Here is a 23,458-nt window from a genome sequence, read left to right as displayed (position 1 = left end):
GGCTTGGCGGAGGCGTCACCAGTTCTTCCGCAGCGAAGAGAACGGTACTCAAGAGCTCCATGCCGAAAGCGTCTTCGAAACCCGCTGTCAGAGTTGCGAACCTGGTCGCGATTTCTTCGAACTCTGGGTGCTGTTTCAAGAACTGCTCAGCTTCGTTGACGGAGTCTTTATTCAGCTCCAGAACTGCCTGGGCTCCGCTGGTGCCGTCGCCGAAACCCGTGACGAAGTGACCTTCCATCGCGGAGACTGCCCTGTCCAGAGGCTGCGAATACGGGCCGTAAATGCCCTTCTCGAATTCTGATGTACCGATCGAGCGCGGCGAGAAAAGCTGCACGTTCACGTGTCATCACGGGCGCCTGAGTGGCGTTCGGCATCGATGAAGCGTTAGGCGCTCCGGATGGCTCGTAAATGCGGACTTCGACCCCGGGAATAGTCCCCAGAGTTTGACGGATCATTGGCTCGACGTCACGCCAGGAAAGTCCGCCATTGCCGCAACCCAGGGGCGGCACTGCGATGGACTTGATCCCACGCTCAACGATTTCGTCCCGCAGTGCCACCAGCCCGGAGGCGATGTCTTCGATCCGTGACGGCGCGCGCCAGTGGCGCTTGGTCGGGAAGTTGACGATGAACCTTGGGCCGCCCACTTGCTCGACCTCGTGTACGTGCATCCGGCCGACCATGACGTCGCCACGATCGCAGGACGTCTTGTAGTCCTTGAAGTTCTCCGGATAGGCCCGCTTGAACTGCAAGGCGATGCCCTTGCCCATGACGCCCACGGTATTGACCGTGTTAACAAGGGCATCGACATCTGCCAGAAGCAGGTTGCCGGTGCCGCGCGTGATCATCGCTGTCCTTCCGGATCGTCCGTTGCCGCCGGGTCAGTAGTAGCAGTCAGGTCTGACACTCACAGGAGGCTCCGCCCCTGCCAGCCGTGATCTCCAGTGAGCCGCCGACGATCCCCGGCCCTCGGCAGGCGAACACTCGGCCGCCACATCTGCGAAGTCCCGCTTCACCTTCGCGGCCGACTCATCGCTGAGATCGATCTCTGCCGTCCTGGGGGCCGAGCCGGGCAGGGAGCCGGGGCGAAGGCTGCCGGGTACGGGAAATGTGGAGGCACGCGACGAAGGTGGATGCTGTTGTCGTTCAGCGTGGGTCGGCGAAGGAAGAGCTACGGACGATGCTGTTCTCGGTTCCGGAACAAACCTGGTGGCTGATCGCGGCTGCGGCGACCGTGATGTTCATGATCACGCTGGTGGCGCTGCCGCCTGAGCCCGACGAGGTACCGGACGCGGCCAGAGCCACGTTCCGGCAGCTCAGCAAGAACAGCAAGTGGGCCGCTTACGTGGGAGCCCCTGTCCTCTACGCCGTGGTCGGCCTGACAGCCCTGCTCCGGCCGGAACCGGCAGCACTCATCCTGTTCCTGTACAGCGTCGGGATCGGAAGCATGCCCATCGCGCTGCTTCCGATACGGCGTCGGATGTACCGGCACTACTTCGCCCAACTGCAGAATCCCGGAGGCAAAGTCACCATGGACCGCCTCTCGGCCGTCTGGCTCTACAGCGTCCTCACCCTTGTGATCCTGGCATCGACCGTGCTGCTGACGGCGGCGACATATGAGCCGAGGGGCCTTTGAGGCAGCGCGGTCGTCCCGACGCCGGAGCAGAGGGCCAGACCGCCGGTACCGAATGCTTGATTCGCTGACTGCGGATCAGGCCCTTTTTGAGCGGCCTTCAGTCGTCGTGCGAGACTTCCTCCCTGGTCAGAGGGAGGGGCAGGGGCATGGAGAAGTCCGAGGCGAAGCAGTTGCTGGAACGGGCTCGCGAGATGTGGGATGCGCAGGAGTGGCTGCGTTCCGCCGAGCTGTACGAGCGGATCCTTGCTCACTACCCGGACGAGGGCCCCAGCGCGGCGTGGTGGTACGACGCGGCACTGGCGTACAAGTTTCTGCGCAACTGGGCGAAGGCCTGTGAACTCGGCCGTGAGGCTGCCGCCCGCTCGCCGCGCGGCGAGCAGGACCCGGCGTTCTGGAACCTGGGGATCGCTGCGACGATCCAGCGTGATTGGGCGACCGCCCGTGACGCCTGGGAAGGCTTCGGGATCCCGATGCCGGAGGGCGAGGGAGAGATCAACGGCTCCTTCGGCCCGGCGTGCGTGCGACTGGACACGGGCGGCGAACGCGAGGTGGTCTGGATCCAGCGGCTCTGCCCGACGCGAGGACGCGTGATGAACGTGCCCGCCACGAAAGGCCGTCGCTTCGGCGAGATCATCGTGCACGACGGGGAGCCGACCGGCGAGCGGACGTACGACGGCCAGAGCGTCGCCGTCTTCGACGAGTTGCTGCTCTTCGAGGCCTCTCCTCTGCCGACGCTGCACGCGACCGTGAACGCAGCGGATGCATCCGACGTCGACGCCCTGGTGGCCTCGTTCTTCGCACAGGACTTCGGCGCGGAGCCGGCGAGCAGCTTCCACATGCTGTGCGCGTGCTGCAGCGAGGGCCGAGTCGACTGGGACGAGGCCGGCGCCCCCACACACGGCGGCTCACAGACTGTCTGGCTGGCCGCCCCCGAGACCGAGGCCCGGCGGCTGCTCGACGCGTGGGCGACGGGCGGCGAACGCAGTTGGAGCGGACTGGAGCTGTTCGGCTGAGCCTCCCCAGGAGTGAGCGAGTGCTGACGTGCACGCGCACCTCAACGGAGCGACCGCGTCGTCCCGAATGAGCAGGGTCCGGACGCCGACGGTAGCCTTCGGTGCCTGTCGACGCAGCTGAAGGGCAGGACGCGACGCAGGGCATCAACCGACCGGACCGCCGCCGGATACGCGGTGGCCACCGGACACGTCGTTCTGTACCTTGCCCTCATGACCGACAACCGAAGGGGCAATGCCGCGTAGGCGCCCCTCATCCCTGCGGGGTGACCTTCCTGCTCGCCGGCCGAGGCAGCGACGGTACCCGTTCATCGATCGCCTCTCAGGATCTTGCACAGCTGACCTGCGTCGGCTTGAGCGAACCCGCTTCTGGCCCGAAGCCACGGAAGAAGCGTTCTGGCACTGGAAGGCCCTGGCCAACGGCCCTCTCAGACGACTTGCGGACCCACTCGCGGGTCCTGCCTGCGGCATCCTCGAGTGCGGGTGCTACGGCGTCGACGTCCGCGGCCACCTCGAAGCCGTCCTTCACGCCCTGCCGAGGAAGAGCGCGCGTGAGCTACGCGCCCTCGTATGGGCCCTCGACAGGAAGATCCTGGCCAGAGTCAAGGTGATCCCCGCTGACAGCCCGGACGTGCCATGGTGGCGAGGTCAGGTCTAGGACCATGGACGACCGTCTCACTGGCCGTTCTCCATCCGTTCGTGTGCTCGGTCTGGATCGAACGGGGTCGATGTGCAGGGATGGAGGAAGGGTCAGCGCCCAGAAGGCGGCCCATGTCATTCTCACCGGCGCAGGACGGCAGAGCCCTCTGACATCCACGGCTGACATCAGCGGGGCCGGACGGCGGCATACGGCAGCTCCCCGGACGACTGTCGGACCAGTCGTCGACGGCCCCAGGAGCCGGTGCAGATCGAACTCCTGAAGCGGGTGTCGCAGGTCCGAACCTGTCGGCGCACCGTCCAGGAATCCTGTCCTGCTGCCGCTCTTCATCGGTCCAGGTCGACCCGCACCGTCAGCTGCCCCGCGCCGACCCCCCGCACCACCGCGCTGTTGAGCCGGGGCAGGGCGCGCAGGCGGGCGGCGGTGTCGTCGTCGGGGAGGAGGTGGGCGGTCCCCGTGTGCCAGCGGCCGCGGATACGCACCCGCACCCGCGGGTCGGCCTTGATGTTGCGCACGTACTGGGACCGCTCCCCGAACTCCGACACCAGCCAGAACGCGTCACCGACCCGGCGGCCGCCGACCGGAGTGCGGCGGGGCAGGCCGGAGACGCGGCCCGTGGTCTCCAGCAGGGTCTGGCCCGGCATCCGGCGCATCACGGCGTTGAGCCTGCGCTGGAAGGCGCGGACGGTCCGGTACTTCGTCTCGGCGTCGCGGGGCATGGTTTCCGGATCTCCTCTCGTGCGGCGGCGACGGTGTTCTTCAATGTCTCTTGACGAACACTCGAACGGTTCGCGGCACCGCGAACGTTCCTGTACGAGGGACGGTGCGCCCATGCGGGTCGTGACCTGGAACCTGTGGTGGCGCTTCGGCCCCTGGGCGGAGCGGCAGGAGGCGATCCGCACGGTGCTGCGGGGACTGCGGCCGGACGTGGTGGGACTCCAGGAGGTGTGGGCCGCCGACGGCGAGAACCTCGCCGAGTGGCTGGCCGGTGAGCTCGGCCTGCACTGGACCTGGGCCGCCTCGCCCGCCTCCGACCGCTGGCAGCGGCGGATCGGCCGGCCCGGTGTGGAGGTCGGCAACGCGGTGCTCAGCCGCTGGCCGGTCGTGGACCGCGCGGTGCTGCGCCTCCCGGCCCCCGAGGAGGTCGACGACGGCCGGCTCGCCCTGCACGCCCGGCTGGCCGCCCCCGGCCACGAGGTGCCCTTCTTCACCGTGCACCTCACGTCCGGCCGGGACGCCTCCGCCGTGCGCGGCGAACAGGTCACCGCCCTCGCCCGCTTCGTCGCCGCCCACCGCGCCGGCACCGGCTTCCCGCCCATCGTCACCGGCGACTTCAACGCCCCACCCGACTCCGCCGAGATCCGCCGCTTCACCGGCCGCGGCGCAGCGCCCGCCGTGCCCGGCCAGGTCTTCACCGACGCCTGGGACCACGCCGACCCGGCCGCCCCGTCCGCGACGTGGGGCGCGGGCAGCCCTTACGTCGAGTCCGGCCCCGGCATCCGTATCGACTACGTCCACGTCGGCGCGCCCGCCGCACCCGCACCCGCACCCGCAGGCACCGGCGCCGTACGGCACGTGCGGCGGGCCGGCCACGGCCCGGTCGACGGGGTCTGGCCCTCCGATCACGCGGCGGTCGTCGCCGACGTCACCGCCCGGTGACGGGTATCAGGGGAGCGCGGGTCTTCACCGCCCGGAGCAGCGCGGCGAAGGCGGCGGGGCTGGTGGTGAGCACGGGGCGGGGCGGGGCGGCACGGTCGGTGAGGTGTATGGCAGCCGGGGTGGCGGATATGTGGACACAGGCGTCGCCTTCCTGGCAGTAGGACGACTTCTGCCAGCGGTACGGGGACATGTCTCGGCTCCTTCACAGGTTCTGGGCGATCGAATGGATCAGATCCCGGGACTTCTCGGGGGTGAGGGCGGTGGCTTCTACGATGTCCAGCAGGCTTCGGTACTTGTCCAGCAGGGCCTCGGCATCGAGGAGTACCGGGCCGTGGAACTGGTCGAGTTGAGCGGTGTCGAGTCCCGGGACGGCGCCGTACAGGTAGTTGATGGACTGGCCTGATCCCGGAAACGCCCCGACGTCGAAGGGGAGTACGCGGATGGTGATGTGCTCCCGCTCGCTCATGTCGAGCAGATGACGCAGTTGGGCGCGGGCCACGCTCCGGCCGCCGACGCGCATGTGCAGGGCGGCCTCATGCACGGTGGTGCGGTACGGGGTCGGGTCGGCACCGTACAGCACACCCTGCCGTTTGATTCGGTGCGAGACGCGGTGCTCGACCTCGGGTGGGGTGGGCGCGGGGATGACGTGCCGGAAGATCTCACGCGCGTGGTCGGCGGTCTGGAGCAGCCCTGGCATGTGCGACGTGTAGGCGGTGCGTACGGCGATGGCGTGGTGCTCCAGTTCGGCGAGATCCAGGAAGCCGCAGGGCAGGACCTCGCGGTACGACTCCCACCAGCCGGGTGTCTTGTCGGTCGCCAGGTCGATCAGTGCGGCGATGAACGTCTGGTCCGGGCAGGAGTAGATGCGGGCCAGGGCTCGGATGCGCTGCGGACTGACTCCGAACCTGCCCGACTCCACGTTGCTGAGCTGCCCTTGGCTCGTGCCGAGCGCGCGAGCGGCCTCTGTGGCGGTCATGCCCGCGCGCTCGCGCATTTTGCGCAGCTCCACGGCGAGCCGGAGACGGCGGGCCGTCATCGGCGGTCTTGCGGGCATGTGCGCTCCTCTTGAACGTGTGTTCCATTGGCGGGTCACTCATGCGAGGGAAGTCGTGCGGGGTATCTCCAGATTCCGCAAATGACATTTGCCAAGCCTCTATTTTGATCCTCAGGAGCCCGCCCGGAAGCGCACCGCGGGACGCCGCGGCAGAGACACCAGGCACCCGTTCAACTCCCCTCAGAGACCGGAGAATTCCGTTGGCCACCGTATCCCCGTCCTGGAACTACACCCTGCATCTTCCGCACGATCCGCGCGCACCGGGAATCGCGCGGGGTGCGCTCAGGCTGATTCTGGCCGCGCACGAGATGCCCCACCTCACCTCCACCGCCGAGCTGGTGGCGGCGGAACTGCTGGCCAACTCCCACTGTCACACCAAGGGCCCCTACGCCCTCCGGCTCCGCTGCGCCGAGCCCGGCCGCCTCCGCGTGGCCGTATGGGACACGGATCCCCGCGTCCCGCCCGGCTTCTCGAACGCGGGCGCCCCGGTGCCCCCACCGGACGCCGAGCACGGCCGCGGACTGCCCCTGGTGCGGGCCTGCGCGGACGCGTGGGGCGCGACGGTGCTCCGCAGGCCGGACGCGTCGAGCGCCGGCAAGCTGCTGTGGGCCGAGTGCGGAGCGGGGACGGCGGCGTGGTGACCAGGGCCATACTGGGAGGCGGAGCGATGTCCGTTCGTCAGGAGCTGATCATGAGCGCACAGCCCGAACACGGCTGGGGAGCGATGCCGCTGCCCGCGATCCGGACCGTGGACGACCTGCGCAGTGCGCTCAGCCGCTACGGCTTTCCCGGTGACCGGGAGCGGTTCGAGGAGGAGCTGGCGGCTGCCATAGGAGCCGCTTCGGCCAACGACTTCGCGGGCGCCGCGGCGGTGGTCCGGTCTTACCGGCACCGGGTCCTGATCAGGAACTCGCCCGAGATCATGACCGCTCTGGAAGACGCGCGAGCCAAAGGGGGCGGCGCGTGACCGGAGTCCCGTTGGAGGAGGCCGAGCCTGCAAGGAAGGCGTTCGGCGACCTGACGGAGGGGGAACGGGACGTCGTCCGGGACGCGCTCGCGACGATCAGCGGTGATCCGGCGGTGGGACGCGAGATCCCGGGCTGGCGGCCTCCGTCCGTGGAGTAGTGGAGTACACGTACACCACACCCCTCGCCCGTGACTCGGCCGAGGCAATCACGGTCGTGTACACGCATACGCCTGGGATGGGAGTGACGGTCGTCTACTATTTCCGTGATCCACAGGTGGTGGACTGAGTCACGCCCCGCGACCCGCAACCTCATCGGACTCCATGCGGGGTCAGCCGCCGACGATCCCCGGCCCGTCGGCAGGCGAACACTTGGCCGCCACATCCGCGAGATCCCGCTTCACCTTCGCGGCCAGCTCATCGCTGAGATTGATCTCCGCCGTCGTGGGGTCCGGGTCCGGGTACTCGGGTACGCCGTTCTTCCGGAAGCAGGCCGTGATCTGCCGGGCCGTCTCGACCTCGTCGGCGGAGGCCCGGGCCTGAGTGGTGCCGGGCAGCTTGCTCTGGCACTTGTCCTCGGCGGCCGGCTGCTTTGCCGCACCTGCCGTGGCGGCCTTGTCCTTTCGCGCGGCCGCCGTGGTCAGCAAGCTTGGTCCGCGCACTCCGGTGGACGCCGTGGCCGAGGAGATCACCCGTGATGTCTCGGAAGACCTCGCCGAAGAGCTGGGCGGCCTGGAGGACGCGCTCCTGCGCTCCCTGGAACGAGCGCTTCTGCACGGAGCGCGCTCCCTGGCGGTGTTCGACGCCGAGGACCGTCTTCCCTCCTGGCGAGGCAGGGGAGGCACACGGTGACGACAGCGGGCAGTCGCCTCGGGGGAAGGCGCCGCGGACAGAAAGCATCGGGCAGGGGGAGCAGGCCGTAGGCATCGGCCAGGGGGCAGGGGGCAGGGGGCAGGGGGCAGGGGGCAGTGGGCCGTAGGCATCGGGCAGGTGCAGCGGGGCGTAGGCCGCCCGCCTCAGCGACCGCGCGCAGCACCCCGCCCGCCGATGCCGACCGGTCGGTATCGACATTCACGTCGCGCGCCGGTACAGATACCGCATGCGCATCGCCGTCACGATCTTCCTGACCGACGAGACCATCGCCCCCGTCCGGCTCGCGCGCGAGCTGGAACGGCGCGGCTTCGCCGGGCTGTACCTGCCCGAGCACACCCACATCCCCGTCGAGCGGACCACCCCTTCCCCGGCGGGCGGCGAGCTGCCGCCCGAGTACGGCCGCACCCTCGACCCGTTCGTCGCCCTCGGCCAGGCGGCGGCGGTGACCGAGCGCCTCGGCCTGGGCACCGGGATCACGCTGGTCGCCCAGCACGACCCCATCGGCCTGGCCAAGCAGATCGCGACCCTGGACCACCTGTCCGGCGGCCGGTTCACCCTCGGCCTCGGCTTCGGCTGGAACGTCGAGGAGGCCGCCGACCACGGGGTGCGGTGGCACACGCGGCGGGAGCTGGTGCGCGACCGGATGGCCCTGATGCGGGCCCTCTGGGCGCCGGAACCGACCGCCTACGAGGGGGAGTTCGGGAGCGTGCGGGCCTCCTTCGCGTACCCCAAGCCGGTGCGGGAGCCGCGCGGCCCGGTCACCGGCCCGCGCACGCTGGTCGGCGGGGCGGCCGGCCCGAAGCTCTTCGCGCACATCTGCGAGTACGCCGACGGGTGGCTGCCCATCGGCGGGCGCGGCCTGTCCGAGTCGCTGCCCGCGCTGCGGTCCGCCTGGGCCGACGCCGGCCGCGACCCGGCCGCCCTCCAGGTCGTGCCGTACGCCGTCCACCCCACCCCGGGCAAGCTCGCGTACTACGCGGACCTCGGCATCGAGGAGGTGGTGGTGCAGTTGCCGCCGGCGGGGGATGCGGAGGTCCTCCGGGCGCTGGACGAGTACGCGGCGCATCTGTGACGGACGGGTACCGCCCCCGCCCCCGCTGAACAGCTCAAGCCCCTCCGTATGCTCGGAGGATGACGACTTCCGCGGCGAGCTCCGGTACCGGCGGCCCCACCGAGAACTCGATGCGTCGCGCCCTCAAACGTGCCCGGGACGGTGTCGCCCTCGACGTCTCGGAGGCCGCCGTGCTGCTCCAGGCCCGCGGCGAGGCCCTAGAGGATCTCGCCGCGTCGGCCGCCCGGGTCCGCGACGCGGGCCTCGAAGCGGCGGGCCGCGCCGGCGTCATCACGTACTCGAAGAGCGTCTTCGTGCCCCTCACCCGGCTGTGCCGGGACAAGTGCCACTACTGCACGTTCGTCACCGTGCCCGGCAAGCTGCGGCGCGCCGGGCACGGGATGTTCATGTCCCCGGACGAAGTGCTCGACATCGCCCGCAAGGGCGCCGCCCTCGGCTGCAAGGAAGCCCTGATCACGCTCGGCGACAAGCCCGAGGACCGCTGGCCCGAGGCGCGCGAGTGGCTCGACGCGCACGGCTACGACGACACCATCGCCTACGTCCGCGCGATCTCCATCCGCATCCTGGAGGAGACGGGCCTGCTGCCCCACCTCAACCCCGGCGTCATGTCGTGGACCGACGTGCAGCGCCTGAAGCCCGTCGCGCCGAGCATGGGCATGATGCTGGAGACCACGGCGACCCGCCTGTGGTCCGAGCCCGGCGGCCCCCACCACGGCTCCCCGGACAAGGAACCGGCCGTGCGGCTGCGCGTCCTGGAGGACGCCGGCCGCTCCTCGGTCCCCTTCACCTCCGGCGTCCTCATCGGCATCGGCGAGACGTACGAGGAGCGGGCCGAGTCGCTGTTCGCGCTGCGGAAGGTCTCCCGTGCCTACCACGGCATCCAGGAACTGATCATCCAGAACTTCCGCGCCAAGCCGGACACCGCGATGCGCGGCATGCCCGACGCCGAGCTGGACGAACTGGTCGCCACGGTCGCCGTCGCCCGGCACATCATGGGCCCGGCCGGCAACATCCAGGCCCCGCCGAACCTGGTCGACGACGAGTACGAGCGGCTCATCGCCGCCGGCATCGACGACTGGGGCGGGGTCAGCCCGCTCACCATCGACCACGTCAACCCCGAACGCCCCTGGCCGCAGATCGAGGAGCTGACCCGGCGCTCCGCGGCGGCCGGCTTCGAGCTGCGGGAACGGCTCTGCGTCTACCCCGAGTTCGTGCGGCGCGGCGAGCCCTGGCTGGACCCGCGGCTGCTCCCGCACGTGCGGGCGCTGGCCGACCCGGAGACCGGCCTGGCCCGCCCCGGGGCACTCCCGGCGGGACTGCCGTGGCAGGAACCGGAGGAGGCGTTCGTCTCCTCCGGGCGCACCGACCTGCACGCGTCCATCGACACCGAGGGCCGCACCGCCGACCGCCGCGAGGACTTCGACGAGGTGTACGGCGACTGGGGCGCCCTGCGCGAGGCGGCCGCGCCCGGGATGGCGCCGGAGCGCATCGACACCGACGTGCGGGCGGCGCTGGCGACGGCGGCCGACGACCCGACGCGGCTGACGGACGCGGAGGCCCTCGCCCTGCTGCACGCGGACGGCCCCGCGCTGGACGCGCTGTGCCGGGTCGCGGACGACGTGCGCGCCTCGGCGGTCGGCGACGAGGTGACGTACATCGTCACCCGCAACATCAACTTCACCAACGTCTGCTACACCGGCTGCCGCTTCTGCGCCTTCGCGCAGCGCCGCACGGACGCCGACGCCTACACGCTCTCCCTCCAGCAGGTCGCGGACCGGGCGCAGCAGGCGTGGGAGGTGGGCGCGGTGGAGGTCTGCATGCAGGGCGGCATCCACCCGGACCTGCCGGGCACCGCGTACTTCGACATCGCGAAGGCGGTCAAGGAACGGGTCCCGGGCATGCACGTGCACGCCTTCTCCCCGATGGAGGTCGTCAACGGCGCCACCCGGACGGGCCTGTCGATCCGCGAGTGGCTGACGGCCGCGAAGGAGGCCGGCCTCGACTCGATCCCCGGCACCGCGGCGGAGATCCTCGACGACGAGGTCCGCTGGGTGCTCACCAAGGGCAAGCTGCCGACGGCGACCTGGATCGAGGTCATCACCACGGCGCACGAGCTGGGCATCCGCTCGTCGTCGACGATGATGTACGGGCACGTGGACCAGCCGCGGCACTGGCTCGGCCACCTGCGCACCCTGGCCGGCATCCAGCAGCGCACCGGCGGCTTCACGGAGTTCGTGACGCTCCCCTTCATCCACACCAACGCGCCGGTGTACCTGGCGGGCATCGCCCGGCCGGGCCCGTCGACGCGGGACAACCGCGCGGTGACCGCCATGGCCCGGCTGCTGCTGCACCCCTGGATCCCCAACATCCAGACCAGCTGGGTGAAGCTCGGCACCGAGGGCGCGGCGGAGATGCTCCGCTCCGGCGCGAACGACCTGGGCGGCACCCTGATGGAGGAGACCATCTCGCGCATGGCGGGTTCGTCGTACGGCTCCTACAAGTCGGTGCGGGACCTGATCGCGGTGGCGGAGGCGGCGGGCCGCCCGGCCCGCCCCCGCACCACGCTGTACGGCGAGGTCCCCGAGGAACGGCAGCGGGCGGCCACCGCCTCGGACGGCCATCTGCCCGAGCTGCTGCCGGTGCTGGACTGAGACAGCGGGCACCGAAGGGGCCGGTACGATGATCCGACCCTCGTGCGAGGGGGGATCCGTAGCTGAGGAGATGCGTGCCCGTGCCAGCCCCGAAGGTCTGGGTGACCGGTCTGACGGTGGGAGCGATAGCCGTGGTCGCCGCCCTGACCGTACAGGCGGACCGCGGCGCGCATCCGTCGGCCGCGGCGGACGCACGGCCGGCCGCCTCGGCGTCGGCCAAGGCGCACCCCACCGCCACCCCGACCCCCTCCGCGGCGCCGGCCGCGGTGCCGGACGGCTCCGGCACCGGCCGCCGGATCGTCTACTCCCTCGGCGACAAGCGCGTCTGGCTGGTCGACGCGAGCGACGCGCCGCGCCGCACGTTCGCGGTGTGGCCCGGCACGGTGAGCCCCGAACCCGGCAGCTACACGGTCGGCGTGCGCACCCGGGGCGTCATCACCGGCTCGGACGGGGTGAAGATCGAGCACATCCTGTACTTCAGTGTGAAGTCGGGCGTCAACATCGCGTTCTCCAACGCGGTGGACGGCTCCTCGCCGCCGCCCGCGTCGGGCGCGCAGACCGGCGGCATCCGGATGCGCACGGCGGACGGCGCGGCCCTGTGGACGTTCGGCTCGGCGGGCACCAGGGTCATGGTCGTCCAGTAGCCTCCCGGCCGCCGGACGGCAGGTGGATCACCAGCAGCACGAACCCGCTGATCAGGAACACCCGGGTCGCTGCGGTCAGCCCGTTCCAGTCCCGCGACTGCCACATCGCGAACCACTCCCCGCCGACCGCGACGAACCCGGCGCCGAACAGCAGCATCAGCATCAGCAGACCGTAGGTGGAGATCCGCCGCGCACGGTCGTGGTCCCGGCGTGCCCAGAACCACGTACCGGCGATCAGGACCAGCGCGGCGGCGGTCTCCCACACGATGATCGCGACGTACACGGCGTCCTGGACGCCGTGGCCGGTGATCGCCCGCCACATCAGGTCGTCGTCCCCGAACGTGGTGTCCATGGCCAGCACGTGCCGTACGAACTGCCGGTTGGTGCCGAAGTCCGTGATGTTGCCCAACGCGACGAGCGTCGTGTAGAGCGCCACCGTCCCGGTGAGGAGGGTGGCGGTGAGGGAGAGCGCCCGTGCGGCGGGGGTTGCGCTTGCGGTTGCCGACATACGGGCCTCCTTCCCGCCCGCGCCCCCCGTCTCCCGTACACATCGAGCCAGAACCGCGGCGGGCGGGGAAGCACTCCACCCGGGGACCGCCCCGACGGCTGCCCGGCCGCCCGGCTGCCCGGCTGCCCGGCCGCTCCCGGTACGGCGGTGCGCGGACCGTCGCGGGGCCTCAACCGACCGTTCCCATTCGATTACAGTGCTGAACCGTACGGGCGGGTAACGGGCGGGGAGGTCTGGGTGGGTGCGACAGCCGGCGCCGTCTGGGGCCGTACCGAACAGCAGGACTTCCGCAGCCGGGTGCGCGGGGCGCTGCTCGGGGCGGCGGTCGGCGACGCGCTGGGCTCGCCCGTCGACCGGCTCGGCGTCGAGGAGATCCGCGAGGCGTACGGGCCGGACGGGCTCCTCGACCTCGCCCCCGGCTACGGGCGGCGCGGCTCCGTCACCCACCTCACGCAGCTGACCCTGTTCTCCGTCGACGGGCTGATCCGCGCCCAGGTGCGCCGTGACACCGGCGCCTGGCACCCGCCGACCGACCTGCACCGGGCGTACCTGCGCTGGGCGGCCACCCAGCGCGACTGGGGACCCGACCTGCGCCGCGAGGAGGACGGCTGGCTGGCGCGGGAGGAATGGCTGTACGCGCGCCGGGCGCCGACCCGGACGCTGCTGATGGGGCTCGGCGACGACCGGATGGGCACGCTGGAGGCGCCGAAGAACCCGGAGGCGCCGGGGCCGGAGGCGGCCGCGCGTTCCGCGCCGTTCGGGCTGCTCGTGGGCTGGGAGCCGCAACTGGTCGTGCAGCTCGCCGTGGAGTGCGCCGCGCACACCCACGGCCATCCGACGGCGGTCCTGGCGGCCGGCGCCTACGCCGTGATCGTGCACGGGCTGGCCCGCGGCGACAGCCTCGACGGGGCGGTGCAGCGGGCGCTCGCGCTGCTGTCCGTGCGGCCCGGGCACCAGCCGGTGTCCGACGCGTTGCAGCACGCGCTGGGCGCCGTCCGCCAGGGCATGCCCGCGCCGGCGCGGGTGGCCGGACTGGCCGCGGACGGTACGGCGGACGGGGTGCTGGCCGCCTCCGTGTACTGCGCGCTGGTCGGGGAGGACGTCCGGCACGGCCTCTGCCTGGCGGTCAACCACGACGGGCCCTCCGGGGCGACCGGCGCCATGACCGGCGGCCTGCTGGGCGCCCTGCACGGCGAGACGGCCCTCCCGCCGGCCTGGCTGGCCGAGCTGGAGGGCCGTCCCACGATCCTGGAGCTGGCGGACGACTTCGCCATGGAGATGACCCAGGGCCCCGCCCTGCACGGCCCGGCCGGCTCGTCCCCCGGCTGGCTGGCCCGGTACCCGCGGGCGTAGGCCCGTCAGCCGGGTCCGGCATCCGTGGGTGCAGGTCCGGCTGAACGGTGGATCTCGGCTGGTTCCTGACCGGGGAGGACCCCTCAGCGCATCAGCTCCCCGGCGTTGACGAGCAGCGACTGCCCGGTGATCGCCCGTGCCCGGTCCGAGGCCAGGAACACCGCCGCGTCGGCCACGTCCGCGTCCGTCGCGAGGTCGGGCAGCGCCGCCCGCTCCGTCAGCCGGGCCAGCACCTCGTCGTCCGGCACCCCTTCGGCCCGCGCCGTCGACCGCACGAACGCCCGCACCGGCGGACCCCACATCCAGCCCGGCAGCACGGTGTTGACCCGGATCCGGTACGGGCCGAGCTCGCGGGCGAGCGAGTACATCGCGCTCGTCAGCGCGCCCTTCGAGGCCGCGTACGCCGCCTGCCGCACCTGCGTCGGCGCGGCCACCGAGGACTGCGTCCCGATGAACACCACCGAGCCGCCGCGCTCCTTCAGGGCCGGCAGGCACGCCCGCGTCATCCGCAGCGTCCCCAGCAGGTTCACGTCCAGGACGGCCCGCCAGGCCGCGAAGTCCGCGTCCTCCAGCCCGCCGAAGTGCCGGTCGAGGGCGGCCACGTGCACGACCGCGTCGATCCGGCCGAACCGCTCCCGCGCCAGCGCCGCCAGCGCCGCGCACTGCGCCTCGTCGGTGACGTCGGCCGCCCGGTACGCCGTGTGCGCCCCGCCCGGATCCAGGTCCGCGGCGCTCTCGGCGAGGTTCGCCTCCGTCCGCGCCCCGAGCACGGCGTTCCCGCCGTCGCGCACCACCGCCGCCGCGACCTGACGGCCGAGCCCGGCGCCGACTCCCGACACGACGACGGTCTTGCCCGCGAGCAGTGACATCCGGTGCCTCCCGCATCTGGCGCCTGATCTGACGGAGCGTCAGAGTAGGGGCGTCGGCAGGAGGACGGAAGGGGAGCGCCCATGGCCGAGGACACCCGCAGCGACACGTACGCCGAACTGGCCGCGGTGGGACCGTACGGAGTCCGCCCGGGCCACGCCCTGATCACCATGGTCGAGCCGCACCCGGGTCACGAGTACGCCTACAACCGCTGGTACGAGGACGACCACTACTACGCCGGCGCGATGGCCATGCCCTGGATGTACGCCGGGCGCCGCTGGGTAGCCACCCGCGACCTGCAACTCCTGCGCTACCCGGAGAAGTCGGCCGTCGCCCGGCCGGTCACCGCGGGCTGCTACCTGTCGACGTACTGGGTCACGGAGGGCCGCTACGACGACCACATGAGGTGGACCGTCGCGATCAACAAGCGCCTCAACCGCGACGCGCGCGTGTACCGGGACCGCACCCATGTCTTCACCGCGTTCCAGGACCACGAGGCGACCGTGTACCGGGACGGCGCCGCGGGGCCCCGTGACTTCCACGCCCTCGACCACCCGTACGCCGGTCTGGTCCTCGAGGTGATCGACGCCGAGTCGGCGGGACGGCGCGCCGAACTCCTGGAGTGGCTGCGCGCCCGGCACCTGCCCCGGCGGCTGGCCGGCTCCCCGGCCGCGATGGTGACGGTCTTCCGTCCCACGCCGCTGCCCGGGGACCGCATGACCTACGTGAAGCAGGTCGAGGGTGTCGACACCAGGCTGACGCTGCTGTGGTTCCTGGAGGCGGACCCCCGGGAGTGCTGGCAGGAGTGGTTCGGCGGCCTCCACGCGCCGGTGGCGGAGGCGGGGCTGGGGAGGGTGGAGCTGGTGGCGCCGTTCGTTCCGACGGTGCCGGGGACGGACATGTACGTCGACCGGCTGCGCTGAGGACCGTCAGCGGGGCCCGGAGGCTTTCCGGGTACGAGCGGAGCCCCCTCGGCAAGGACGGCGAACTGGTCGAGAGGGCTCTTTCACGTGCCGCTCGTGGTGCTCGTGGTGCTCATGCTGCTCGTGATGCTTGTGGTGCTTGTGCGGTTGTGGTCGGTGAGTCGGCGGAGGATCAGAAAGATCCTCCCCTCACGCCTTGATCGAGGTGACGAAGGCGTTCCACACCTCGGCCGGGAAGTCCAGGACGGGGCCGTCGGGAATCTTGGAGTCCCGCACGGCCATCGCCGCGAGAACCGGTGACTTGATCTCGACGCATGCGCCGTTTCCCGTGGAGTACGAGGACTTGGTCCACGTGTCCGTGGCGCCCTGTCGAATTGCCATTTCTGCTCCGCAGTGCCAGTTGTTGAGTCGCTGTCACCGCGCGACGCGTCCATCGGCGGACCACCGCGCGGTTTGCGCCAACCTCATTGCTCGGTCGGCGTGATCGACGCTACTCGCCCATTCCGGCATCCGAGGAGACTATTCACTCGACTGGATGGCATATTCCAGGTGGTCTTCCGACATGACCTGGAAACGGTGTACTGTGCTGCGTTTTTCGTCCAAGACTGTTTCAGCAGGGTTCGGCAGGGTTCGGCAGGGTTCAGCAGGCGTCAGCGGGGCTCAGCAGGGTTCAGCGGGCTTCAGCGGTTTTCGGCGGCGTACTCCTTCGCGATGTCCGCGATGAACTGACGCGACTGGTCCGGGTTCAGGGCCTGCGCCCTGAGGTGCTCGTACATCACGCTGTACTTCTGGACGTCGTTCGCCTTCTCCAGGTACAGGTCGCTGGTCACGCCCTCGATGTAGACGACGCTGGAGTCGGCCGCGTCGGGGAACTCCAGGATCGCGTACTGGCCGTTCAGACCCGGGTGGGCGCCCATGTCGAAGGGGATGACCTGCACGGTGACGTGCGGCAGCTGGGAGTGCTCGACGAGGTGCTCCAACTGGTCCCGCATCAACGAGCGGTTGCCGACCACCCGGCGCAGCGCGGCCTCGTCCATCACGGTCCACAGCCGCAACGGGTTCTCCGGGGCGGTGATGCGGTCCTGCCGGCGCATCCGCACCTGCACACGCTTGTCGATGTCGGCGGCCGCGGTCTCCGGCAGCGCGCCCGCGATCAGCGACTCGGCGTACTGCCGGGTCTGCAGCAGGCCGGGGACGACCTGGGGGTCGTACACCCGCAGACTGGCCGCGTCGGTCTCCAGGCCGATGTAGACGCTGTAGGGGATGTCCCCGAAGGAGTGCCACCAGCCCTGCTGGCGGGAGTCCTTGGCCATCTGCATCAGCGAGTCGACGATCCGGTGGTCCTCGACCTCGTAGACCCCGCACAGGTCGCGGACGTCGCGCTGGCTGATGCTGCGCCGCCCGTTCTCCAGCCGGCTGATCTTCGACTGCGACACCAGCAGCCGCTCCGCCACCTCCTCGGCCGTCATGCCCTTGAGCTCGCGGAGCCGGCGCAGTTCCTGGCCCAGCCGGCGTCGCCGGACGGTGGGATTGACATTGGACGCCACGGACGTGCACCTCCGGCTGCGTGCTTCGACTAGCCACTTTGCGTATCTGCTGTTGAGCAGACTGCCACCAAGGTGCTTTCTACCGCTGGCGAACCGCGGATATGCGCAGGACGCACGCCAGTTCGCGGCACGGGCCTCGAGAGCGCGCACGGCCGGGCCGCGCGGACGGCGGCGCGCACGGCCGGGAGGACGGCCGCGCGGGGCCGCGGAACCGTGGCGCCGTCGTCCGGGCGGACGGACGGCGTACGGTACCGCGGCCCCGCGCGAACCAACGGCTCCCGGACCGGGTCTGGGGACTCAGGTGCGGCGGTGCGAGTGCTGCGGCGGTACGAGGGGTCGTGCGTGGGTGGTGCGTGGTTCCCGCGTTGGCGCGGTGCGTGCGCCCGGTGAGGGGCCGTGGCTCAGTGCGCCACCACGCGCGCCATGGAACCGTGGCGCGGCTGCATCGGCACACCGCGGGCGGGTTCCGGCGCGGCCCTGACGGGACCGGCTGCCTGACGGCCGGCCGGGGCCGGGGCCGGGCTGCGGCGCGGCGGGGCGGCCGCACCGTTCTGGACGTCCATCACGGCGTGCGCCACGAGTCCGCCCATGGGGTCGTGCCGGATCAGATCCCTGAGCCGGGAGCGAGAGGAGCGTCCCTCGTTCCCCGGGTACAGGTGCTTGCCGAGGCCGACCGCGTGGGCCAGTGCGGCGAGCGCCGCGGTCCGCGGGTCCGGTGGCACGCCGGTGCGGATCGCGGAATCCAGCCGGGCTCTGATCTCCCGGCTGATCTCGTTGTCCGTCGCCTGGTAGCGAGTCGTCGGCAGCACCCCGCACATCTGTCCCGGCACGGCGGCGACCATGCCGCACCGCTCCAGATGCGAGAGGTAGACCTGGCGGAGCCCGAGACGCGGCCCGCCGATCCAGTGCACGGCACGCACCGGAGCGCCGCGCCTTCGCAGCAACTCCAACGCGCAGTCCAGTGTTGGATCTCCTGTCGGCCGTGGCACCACCACGGCGATACGATCCCCGTCTGGGGCTATCCGTCCGGCCAGCGCCAGCTCCACTAGCTGTGCTCCGGCCAGACCGAGGTCGAGCGACTGCGGCTGTGCAGTGGTACCCGTGGCCGGGTCCAGTGCCAGCAGCAGAAGCTCCTCCGGAAGTGTTCTGCGGCTCCTGCCCATCCATGCCTCCCCGCGTGGATGAATGACAGGGTGACCCCTCTCACATTGGTCTGTCGAGGGTGCGTGACCTCTTTGTAAGGGAACCGGCAGGTATGTCGTTCTCGTCTACCACGGGGGCCAAGCCCGCACACAGGACACTGGTACATGGTTCGGACAGCGCGTGGGAGCGGTGTTCCGGGCGGCGGTTCACGGTTCGGCAGCAGCACGCGGGGCGTGCGGCAGATGGAGGAGGCATCGGTGGCGGGCGAGTCCCCCGACAGGTCGAAGCAGCGCGAGTCGTCGGCAGAACCGACGTCGGGGAGCGCGGGTCCGGTTCCCGAAGCCAGGCCGGGGGAGCGCGCCGAGCGTGACCCGCGACTGGCCGTCTCCCGCGACAGGGAGACACCGTCCGAGCCCCGCGGCGGCGTGGACACGGCCACCCGGGTGTTCTCGGTACGGGACGCGGCGAAGGACGCCGGGGAGGCCGAGGACGCCGGGGCGACCGAAGGGGCCGACGAGACCGCGACCGCGGAGCAGGCCCAGGACGGCGTGGGCTCCCGTGACGGCGCGGACACCACGACCCGGGCGTTCTCGGTACCGGCCCGCGACCGGTCGGCGGACGCCGAGGACGCCGAGGAGACCGGGGCGGACGAGGACGGCGACGACCGTGCCGGGGCCGACGCGGCCGACGGCCGTACGGGAGGCGACGCGGGACTGCTGGCGGCCTGGGTCCGGCCAGGGGGCTCCGCAGGCGCTGAGGGCGCCTCTGACGCCTCGGACGCCTCGGACCGCGCGGAGGACGCCTCCACGGCCGCTGAAGACGCCCCCACGGCCGCTGAGGGCCGCGCCGAGGCCGCGGAGCCGGAATCCGACGCGAAGGCGGACGCGGACGCCCCCACGGATGCGGACGCCCCCACGGATGCGGACGCCCCCACGGATGCGGACGCCGTCACGGACGCCGACGAGGCGGCGGACGGCAACGTCCAGGACGACGAGTCCGCGGTGACCGACGCGTCCAAGGCCGCCGCCGACGACGAGCCGGACGCCGACGACGAGCCGGACGCCGACGACGAGCCGGACGGTTCGGAGGCGGACGGCGAAGCACCGGCACCCGCCGATTCCCCCGCCCCCGCCCCCGCCACCGGCGACGGCAAGGCCGACGGGGAGAGCGACGGTGACGGCAAGGGCGGCGCCCCGGCCGAGCCCGTGGACCAGCCGACCGCCGTCTTCAAGCGCCCCAAGTTCCAGGTCGACCAGCCCACCACCATGCTCAAGCTGGGCGGCGCCGCCAAGGCCGCCCCGGCCGGCACCCCGGAGCGCTCCAAGACCCCCGAGGCCCCGGAGGCCCCCAAGGCCCCCAAGGCCCCGGAGACTTCCGGGCCCAAGGCGCCCGTGGGCGGCGAATCCGAGCGGACCAGCAGGTTCGTCGCGCTCAAGCCCCTCGACGACCCCGCGACGAGCAAGCCGACGTCTCCGGCGGACGCCACCGCGTTCGTCCCCCAGGTCGGCCCCGAGCGCACCAGGCAGCAGCCGCTGCCGCCGAAGCCCCCGCTCGACCTGCTCGCGGAGCTGACGAACACCCCGCCGCCCCCGCAGACGCCGGTCCGCACGGTCGTGCGCCGGGTCAAGATCTGGACCCCGCTGGTCCTGCTCCTGGCGGTCATCTTTGCGGTCGCGCAGGCCGTACGTCCGCTGCCGACGCCCACCCTCACCCTGACCGCCGACGAGTCGTACACCTTCGACGGCGACAAGGCCGGCCTGCCCTGGCCGAAGGAGGGGCAGGGCTGGATGGACGTCAACGGCATCGGCACGATGGACACCTATGGCGAGCAGACGCCGGTGGCGATCGGCTCGGTGGCCAAGGCCATGACGGCGTACATCGTCCTCAAGGACCACCCGCTCAAGTCGGGCCAGGAGGGCGCGAAGATCCCGGTGGACGCTCTGGCCGAGAAGGAGGGCGGCTACGACAAGGACGGCGAGTCCACCCTCAACACCGTCAAGCAGGGCGATGTCCTCACCGAGAAGCAGGCACTGTCGGCCATCATGATCCCCTCCGCGAACAACATCGCCCGCCTGCTGGCGCGCTGGGACGCGGGGTCCGAGGCGGCGTTCATCAAGAAGATGAACGAGACCGCCAAGGACCTGGGGATGAAGAACACGACGTACACCGACGCCTCCGGCCTGAAGGAGACCACCGTCTCCACCGCCGAGGACCAGGTGAAGCTCGGCAACGAGCTGGTGAAGATCCCGGCGCTGACGGACATCACCAGGCTGCCCGAGTGGGTCGACCCCTCCGGCCGCAAGTGGCGCAACTACAACTCGCTGGTGCCCTTCAACGGCTCCATCGGCATCAAGACCGGCACCACCACCAAGGCCGGCGGCAACCTGCTGTTCGCCGCCACCAAGGAGACCGGCGGCGAGACGGTCACCGTGGTCGGCGCGATCCTCGGCCAGCACACGGCGCCGATCATCGACACCGTCAACGCGGTCAGCAAGACCGCGATGATCGCCGCCCAGGACGGGCTGGCCTCCGCGAAGATCCTCAAGAAGGGCGACGTCGTCGGATACGTCGACGACCAGCTCGGCGGGCGGACCCCGGTGGTCCTCACCCAGGACGTCACGGCCGTCGGCTGGTCCGGTCTGAAGGTGAAGCTGTCCTTCGCGCCCGACGACGTCCCGCACACCGCGAAGGCCGGCACCAAGGTGGGCACGCTCACCGTGGGCGACGGCACGAGCGGCGCGGTGAAGGTCCCGGTCGCCCTGCAGAAGGACCTCACCGAACCCGGCTTCACGGACAAGCTGACCCGCGTCGCCTGAACCGAGCCGTAGCCGCACGTCCGCGCCCCGTCGGCGCACGCCCGCCCGGGCGCCTGCCGACGGGGCGCGTGCTAGCGTCACGAGACGGGGCAGGCCGCCGCCGGCGGGGCGTGGCCGGGAGACCCCCGGGAACGCGGCCGAGACGGGCGGGCGACGGCACGCGCCCCGGAACACAGGACGGGACACCACGGGGAGTGCCTTCAGGTGGCCACTGCGGAGCCGACACGCGCCGACGACGCCGATCAGGGACCGGGGACCGGCCCGCGAATACGCGTACCCGCGCCGCGCGCCGACGCGCCCGGTGACGACCACCCGGACGGCACGGGCCGTCTGAAGCGCGCCGTACTCGTCCTGCGCGAGCGTGTCCTGCGTCACCCGGCGCTGTCGTTCACCGCCCTTTCGGGTGTCCTCCACGTCGTCTGGTTCTTCACGTTCGCGAACAGCGGCGGTGATCTGGCGGCGCAGGACGCGTGGGCCGAGTTCGTCGGCCGGCACCCCGACTCGGCGTACAACCTGGCCTGGTACGGCGGCATGCACCCGGTGTCCTACAGCGTGGTCTCGCCGTACCTGATGTCGGTCCTCGGCGTGCGGACGACGATGATGATCGCGGGGACGGTGTCCGCCGGGCTGCTCACGATGATCCTCATCCGCAGCAGGTCCGTCCGCAACCCGCTGTGGGCGTCGCTGGCGGGCGTCTTCGCGTTCCTGTGCAACGCCGCCTCCGGACGCGTGACCTTCGGACTGGGCACGGTGTTCGCGCTGGGCGCGGTCGCCGTCGTCCACTGCTGGCCCCACCGCTGGCGCTACGCGCGTTGGGCGAAGGCCCTGTGCGCGGCGCCGCTGGCCGCCCTGGCCACGATGTCGTCGCCGGTCGCGGGCCTGTTCGTGGGGCTGGTGGCCGTCGCGCTGTTCCTGCAGAAACGCCGCCCCGGAGCATGGGCGCTCGGCCTGGCCCCCACCGCGGTGGTGGCCGTGTCGGCGTGGCTGTTCCCCTTCTCCGGGACCCAGCCGATGACCTTCGGATCGGTCGTCCTGCCCCTGCTGTACTCGATCCTCGTCTTCGCCCTCGTCCCCAGGGAGTGGACGACGGTCCGCCTGACGTCCGCGGTCTACGGCCTCGCCGTCGTCGCCGTCTGGCTGGTCAGCTCGCAGATCGGCTCCAACATCACTCGGCTGGCGATGCTGTTCGCGGGCGTGGTGCTGGTGGCGGCCCTGCCCTTCCACGCCCCCCGCTCCCGCACCTGGTACCTGACCGTGCTGGCCGCCTGCGGCTTCGTCTTCTGGATCGGCTTCAAGTCGGTCGACGACGTCGTCCACACCACCCCCACCGCCTCCTGGGCCCGCGAGCTGGCCCCGCTGGTGAACGAACTGCAGAAGGTCGGCGCCGAGAAGGGCCGCGTCGAGGTGGTCCCCGCCCGCTCGCACCGCGAGGCCTCCGCGCTCGCCCCCTACGTCAACCTGGCCCGCGGCTGGAACCGCCAGGCCGACATGGAACGCAACCCCCTCTTCTACGACGACACCCTCAACTCGGCCAACTACCACGAGTGGCTGCAGCGCTGGGCCGTCCACTTCGTCGTGCTGCCCAAGGACGAGCCCGACGGCGACGGCGGCGAACGCGAACGCGAACTCGTCCAGCGGGGCATGCCGTACCTGAAGCAGATCTGGGGCGACGCCAACTGGCAGCTGTTCCGGGTCACCGACCCCACCCCGCTCGCCGACCCGCCCGCCACCGTCGACCGCGCCGACCAGGGCGAGCTGACCATCGAGGTCAAGCAGCCCGGCCGGGTCCTCATCCGGGTCCCCTACTCACCGTGGCTCGGCCTGGTCGACGCCGAGGGCAAGGGCGTCAAGCCCCCGCAGGAGACGGACGCCTCCCGGCACCGCGCCGACGGCACGCCGAAGACGTACGACAACGTCAACGGCTGCCTGATGCAGACCGAGGAGGACGACAAGGGCGACAGGTGGACGATCCTGGTCGCCCCGAAGGCCGGCACCTACCGGCTGGGCGCCCCCTACCAGCTGCCGCGGGGGACGCCCTGCCCGGACGAACTCAAGTGAGGGCCGCGGACCGGTGAGGAATGCG

24 protein-coding genes are annotated in these 23,458 nt (G+C 71.4%); 14 read left to right on the top strand and 10 right to left on the bottom strand.

The genetic code is table 11. The features are described from left to right. Window positions 1-167: 167 nt before the first annotated feature. Window positions 168-845: a macro domain-containing protein gene (gene darG / locus VKA29_RS01830; protein WP_324783325.1), complete on the bottom strand. Its 678-nt coding sequence runs from the start codon at window positions 843-845 to the stop codon at window positions 168-170. A gap of 281 nt (window positions 846-1,126) precedes the next feature. Here darG and VKA29_RS01825 point away from each other — a divergent pair, with 281 nt between their 5' ends. Further along, window positions 1,127-1,633 (top strand): hypothetical protein, encoded by a 507-nt coding sequence (locus tag VKA29_RS01825; protein ID WP_324783324.1) that lies wholly within the window; start codon window positions 1,127-1,129, stop codon window positions 1,631-1,633. 146 nt (window positions 1,634-1,779) lie between these two features. Next, the gene (locus VKA29_RS01820) at window positions 1,780-2,646 is read left to right on the top strand and encodes a tetratricopeptide repeat protein (protein WP_324783323.1); all 867 of its coding nucleotides are present in this window, start codon (window positions 1,780-1,782) and stop codon (window positions 2,644-2,646) included. A 981-nt stretch (window positions 2,647-3,627) separates the two neighbouring features. Here VKA29_RS01820 and VKA29_RS01815 read toward each other — a convergent pair. Continuing rightward, window positions 3,628-4,020: a nitroreductase/quinone reductase family protein gene (locus tag VKA29_RS01815; RefSeq protein ID WP_324783322.1), complete on the bottom strand. Its 393-nt coding sequence runs from the start codon at window positions 4,018-4,020 to the stop codon at window positions 3,628-3,630. Between the two features lie 112 nt (window positions 4,021-4,132). Here VKA29_RS01815 and VKA29_RS01810 point away from each other — a divergent pair, with 112 nt between their 5' ends. After that, on the top strand, window positions 4,133-4,960 hold the full coding sequence (locus VKA29_RS01810) for an endonuclease/exonuclease/phosphatase family protein (protein WP_324783321.1): 828 nt from the start codon (window positions 4,133-4,135) through the stop codon (window positions 4,958-4,960). On the opposite strand, the gene VKA29_RS01805 is transcribed toward VKA29_RS01810, so the two are convergent. Both VKA29_RS01805 and VKA29_RS01800 read right to left on the bottom strand, forming a co-directional pair. After that, window positions 4,947-5,150, bottom strand: a complete 204-nt coding sequence (locus VKA29_RS01805; RefSeq protein ID WP_324783320.1) for a DUF397 domain-containing protein — start codon at window positions 5,148-5,150, stop codon at window positions 4,947-4,949. The two genes, VKA29_RS01810 and VKA29_RS01805, sit on opposite strands and share 14 nt — an antisense overlap. Before the next feature lie 12 nt (window positions 5,151-5,162). Further along, on the bottom strand, window positions 5,163-6,014 hold the full coding sequence (locus VKA29_RS01800; RefSeq protein WP_324783319.1) for a helix-turn-helix transcriptional regulator: 852 nt from the start codon (window positions 6,012-6,014) through the stop codon (window positions 5,163-5,165). Between the two features lie 200 nt (window positions 6,015-6,214). Between VKA29_RS01800 and VKA29_RS01795 the strand changes: the two genes are divergently transcribed. Genes VKA29_RS01795 through VKA29_RS01785 form a run of 3 tightly spaced genes read left to right on the top strand, consistent with a single transcriptional unit; the run spans window position 6,215 to window position 7,139 of the window. After that, window positions 6,215-6,655, top strand: coding sequence for an ATP-binding protein (locus VKA29_RS01795; protein ID WP_324783318.1), 441 nt, complete (start codon window positions 6,215-6,217; stop codon window positions 6,653-6,655). Between the two features lie 50 nt (window positions 6,656-6,705). Continuing rightward, window positions 6,706-6,981, top strand: coding sequence for a hypothetical protein (locus tag VKA29_RS01790; protein ID WP_324783317.1), 276 nt, complete (start codon window positions 6,706-6,708; stop codon window positions 6,979-6,981). Continuing rightward, window positions 6,978-7,139 (top strand): hypothetical protein, encoded by a 162-nt coding sequence (locus tag VKA29_RS01785; protein WP_324783316.1) that lies wholly within the window; start codon window positions 6,978-6,980, stop codon window positions 7,137-7,139. The genes VKA29_RS01790 and VKA29_RS01785 overlap by 4 nt, the downstream gene beginning before the upstream one ends. A gap of 171 nt (window positions 7,140-7,310) precedes the next feature. Here VKA29_RS01785 and VKA29_RS01780 read toward each other — a convergent pair whose 3' ends face one another. Then, entirely contained in the window at window positions 7,311-7,625 is a 315-nt protein-coding gene (locus VKA29_RS01780; RefSeq protein WP_324783315.1) for a hypothetical protein, read from the bottom strand. Between the two features lie 28 nt (window positions 7,626-7,653). Here VKA29_RS01780 and VKA29_RS01775 point away from each other — a divergent pair, with 28 nt between their 5' ends. The 4 genes from VKA29_RS01775 to VKA29_RS01760 all read left to right on the top strand — a co-directional run bounded on the left by VKA29_RS01775 (window position 7,654) and on the right by VKA29_RS01760 (window position 12,218). After that, window positions 7,654-7,830, top strand: a complete 177-nt coding sequence (locus VKA29_RS01775; RefSeq protein WP_324783314.1) for a hypothetical protein — start codon at window positions 7,654-7,656, stop codon at window positions 7,828-7,830. Window positions 7,831-8,077: 247 nt separating this feature from the next. Beyond that, entirely contained in the window at window positions 8,078-8,923 is an 846-nt protein-coding gene (locus VKA29_RS01770) for a TIGR03619 family F420-dependent LLM class oxidoreductase (protein ID WP_324783313.1), read from the top strand. Between the two features lie 59 nt (window positions 8,924-8,982). Beyond that, complete coding sequence (locus VKA29_RS01765) at window positions 8,983-11,574, top strand: bifunctional FO biosynthesis protein CofGH (RefSeq protein ID WP_324783312.1); 2,592 nt, start codon at window positions 8,983-8,985, stop codon at window positions 11,572-11,574. Between the two features lie 80 nt (window positions 11,575-11,654). Then, window positions 11,655-12,218 carry a hypothetical protein gene (locus VKA29_RS01760; RefSeq protein WP_324783311.1) on the top strand — a complete coding sequence of 188 codons (564 nt, stop codon included), beginning with the start codon at window positions 11,655-11,657 and terminating at the stop codon, window positions 12,216-12,218. On the opposite strand, the gene VKA29_RS01755 is transcribed toward VKA29_RS01760, so the two are convergent. Then, entirely contained in the window at window positions 12,202-12,726 is a 525-nt protein-coding gene (locus VKA29_RS01755) for a DUF2165 domain-containing protein (RefSeq protein WP_324783310.1), read from the bottom strand. The two genes, VKA29_RS01760 and VKA29_RS01755, sit on opposite strands and share 17 nt — an antisense overlap. A gap of 237 nt (window positions 12,727-12,963) precedes the next feature. Here VKA29_RS01755 and VKA29_RS01750 point away from each other — a divergent pair, with 237 nt between their 5' ends. After that, window positions 12,964-14,079: an ADP-ribosylglycohydrolase family protein gene (locus tag VKA29_RS01750; protein WP_324783309.1), complete on the top strand. Its 1,116-nt coding sequence runs from the start codon at window positions 12,964-12,966 to the stop codon at window positions 14,077-14,079. Between the two features lie 83 nt (window positions 14,080-14,162). On the opposite strand, the gene VKA29_RS01745 is transcribed toward VKA29_RS01750, so the two are convergent. Then, window positions 14,163-14,948 carry an SDR family oxidoreductase gene (locus VKA29_RS01745; RefSeq protein WP_324783308.1) on the bottom strand — a complete coding sequence of 262 codons (786 nt, stop codon included), beginning with the start codon at window positions 14,946-14,948 and terminating at the stop codon, window positions 14,163-14,165. Window positions 14,949-15,029: 81 nt separating this feature from the next. On the opposite strand from VKA29_RS01745, the gene VKA29_RS01740 reads away from it, so the two are divergent. After that, window positions 15,030-15,869 carry a hypothetical protein gene (locus tag VKA29_RS01740; protein ID WP_324783307.1) on the top strand — a complete coding sequence of 280 codons (840 nt, stop codon included), beginning with the start codon at window positions 15,030-15,032 and terminating at the stop codon, window positions 15,867-15,869. Window positions 15,870-16,058: 189 nt separating this feature from the next. On the opposite strand, the gene VKA29_RS01735 is transcribed toward VKA29_RS01740, so the two are convergent. From VKA29_RS01735 to VKA29_RS01725, 3 genes are all read right to left on the bottom strand, one after another. After that, entirely contained in the window at window positions 16,059-16,250 is a 192-nt protein-coding gene (locus VKA29_RS01735) for a DUF397 domain-containing protein (protein WP_324783306.1), read from the bottom strand. A 299-nt stretch (window positions 16,251-16,549) separates the two neighbouring features. Further along, a complete protein-coding gene (locus VKA29_RS01730; RefSeq protein WP_324783305.1) occupies window positions 16,550-17,416 on the bottom strand; it encodes a helix-turn-helix transcriptional regulator in 867 nt (288 codons plus the stop codon). A gap of 401 nt (window positions 17,417-17,817) precedes the next feature. Beyond that, window positions 17,818-18,579: a GOLPH3/VPS74 family protein gene (locus VKA29_RS01725; RefSeq protein ID WP_324783304.1), complete on the bottom strand. Its 762-nt coding sequence runs from the start codon at window positions 18,577-18,579 to the stop codon at window positions 17,818-17,820. A 222-nt stretch (window positions 18,580-18,801) separates the two neighbouring features. On the opposite strand from VKA29_RS01725, the gene VKA29_RS01720 reads away from it, so the two are divergent. Both VKA29_RS01720 and VKA29_RS01715 read left to right on the top strand, forming a co-directional pair. Beyond that, the gene (locus VKA29_RS01720) at window positions 18,802-21,375 is read left to right on the top strand and encodes a D-alanyl-D-alanine carboxypeptidase (RefSeq protein WP_324783569.1); all 2,574 of its coding nucleotides are present in this window, start codon (window positions 18,802-18,804) and stop codon (window positions 21,373-21,375) included. Between the two features lie 204 nt (window positions 21,376-21,579). Next, the gene (locus tag VKA29_RS01715; RefSeq protein ID WP_324783303.1) at window positions 21,580-23,433 is read left to right on the top strand and encodes an MFS transporter; all 1,854 of its coding nucleotides are present in this window, start codon (window positions 21,580-21,582) and stop codon (window positions 23,431-23,433) included. Window positions 23,434-23,458: the final 25 nt, after the last annotated feature.

The organism is Streptomyces sp. H51 (genome assembly GCF_035656535.1).
Taxonomy (GTDB): Bacteria; Actinomycetota; Actinomycetes; order Streptomycetales; family Streptomycetaceae; genus Streptomyces.
Note: the sequence above shows the minus strand (reverse complement) of the source record. Positions and strands in the feature narration are given on the sequence as shown.

Excerpts from the sequence above, each read along its gene's own strand:
- darG (WP_324783325.1), bottom strand. The coding sequence starts at position 845 with ATGATCACGCGCGGCACCGGCAACCTGCTTCTGGCAGATGTCGATGCC.
- VKA29_RS01820 (WP_324783323.1), top strand. The coding sequence starts at position 1,780 with ATGGAGAAGTCCGAGGCGAAGCAGTTGCTGGAACGGGCTCGCGAGATG.
- VKA29_RS01815 (WP_324783322.1), bottom strand. The coding sequence starts at position 4,020 with ATGCCCCGCGACGCCGAGACGAAGTACCGGACCGTCCGCGCCTTCCAG.
- VKA29_RS01810 (WP_324783321.1), top strand. The coding sequence starts at position 4,133 with ATGCGGGTCGTGACCTGGAACCTGTGGTGGCGCTTCGGCCCCTGGGCG.
- VKA29_RS01805 (WP_324783320.1), bottom strand. The coding sequence starts at position 5,150 with ATGTCCCCGTACCGCTGGCAGAAGTCGTCCTACTGCCAGGAAGGCGAC.
- VKA29_RS01800 (WP_324783319.1), bottom strand. The coding sequence starts at position 6,014 with ATGCCCGCAAGACCGCCGATGACGGCCCGCCGTCTCCGGCTCGCCGTG.
- VKA29_RS01790 (WP_324783317.1), top strand. The coding sequence starts at position 6,706 with ATGAGCGCACAGCCCGAACACGGCTGGGGAGCGATGCCGCTGCCCGCG.
- VKA29_RS01770 (WP_324783313.1), top strand. The coding sequence starts at position 8,078 with ATGCGCATCGCCGTCACGATCTTCCTGACCGACGAGACCATCGCCCCC.
- VKA29_RS01765 (WP_324783312.1), top strand. The coding sequence starts at position 8,983 with ATGACGACTTCCGCGGCGAGCTCCGGTACCGGCGGCCCCACCGAGAAC.
- VKA29_RS01755 (WP_324783310.1), bottom strand. The coding sequence starts at position 12,726 with ATGTCGGCAACCGCAAGCGCAACCCCCGCCGCACGGGCGCTCTCCCTC.
- VKA29_RS01745 (WP_324783308.1), bottom strand. The coding sequence starts at position 14,948 with ATGTCACTGCTCGCGGGCAAGACCGTCGTCGTGTCGGGAGTCGGCGCC.
- VKA29_RS01740 (WP_324783307.1), top strand. The coding sequence starts at position 15,030 with ATGGCCGAGGACACCCGCAGCGACACGTACGCCGAACTGGCCGCGGTG.
- VKA29_RS01735 (WP_324783306.1), bottom strand. The coding sequence starts at position 16,250 with ATGGCAATTCGACAGGGCGCCACGGACACGTGGACCAAGTCCTCGTAC.
- VKA29_RS01725 (WP_324783304.1), bottom strand. The coding sequence starts at position 18,579 with ATGGGCAGGAGCCGCAGAACACTTCCGGAGGAGCTTCTGCTGCTGGCA.
- VKA29_RS01720 (WP_324783569.1), top strand. The coding sequence starts at position 18,802 with ATGGAGGAGGCATCGGTGGCGGGCGAGTCCCCCGACAGGTCGAAGCAG.